The organism is Capnocytophaga sp. oral taxon 863 str. F0517 (genome assembly GCF_000466425.1).
Classification (GTDB): Bacteria; Bacteroidota; Bacteroidia; order Flavobacteriales; family Flavobacteriaceae; genus Capnocytophaga.
In genome coordinates this window covers 1,018-1,298 of record NZ_KE992122.1, presented here as the reverse complement: position 1 = coordinate 1,298, position 281 = coordinate 1,018, and the positions used below count along the sequence as shown (strand labels likewise).

1 pseudogene is annotated in these 281 nt (G+C 39.9%); it reads left to right on the top strand.

The window, feature by feature from the left end:
* Positions 1–79: 79 nt before the first annotated feature.
* A pseudogene (locus HMPREF1551_RS13630) lies at positions 80–281 on the top strand (DKNYY family protein); the annotation flags it as partial.

Genomic DNA, 281 nt, shown 5'->3' with positions numbered 1-281 from the left:
GGGGCAATGTGTCCATTGACCAATGAGCAAGCCAATAAATTATTAAACCAACAATAGTAACTCAAAACTCAAAACTATCATGAATCGTCTATTACTTTGTACTTTGTTACTCGTTGCTTGCAAGCAAAAACCTGTAGAGCAACTCCCTACTACGGATGAAAAGGAGGCTGTGGTACAAGATACCATACTTGTATCCGATATCCATCGTACAGATTCCCATTCCCTATGGATTTGGGAATATAAGCACCCCTATGTGGAGGGCTATATCATCAATCAGGATT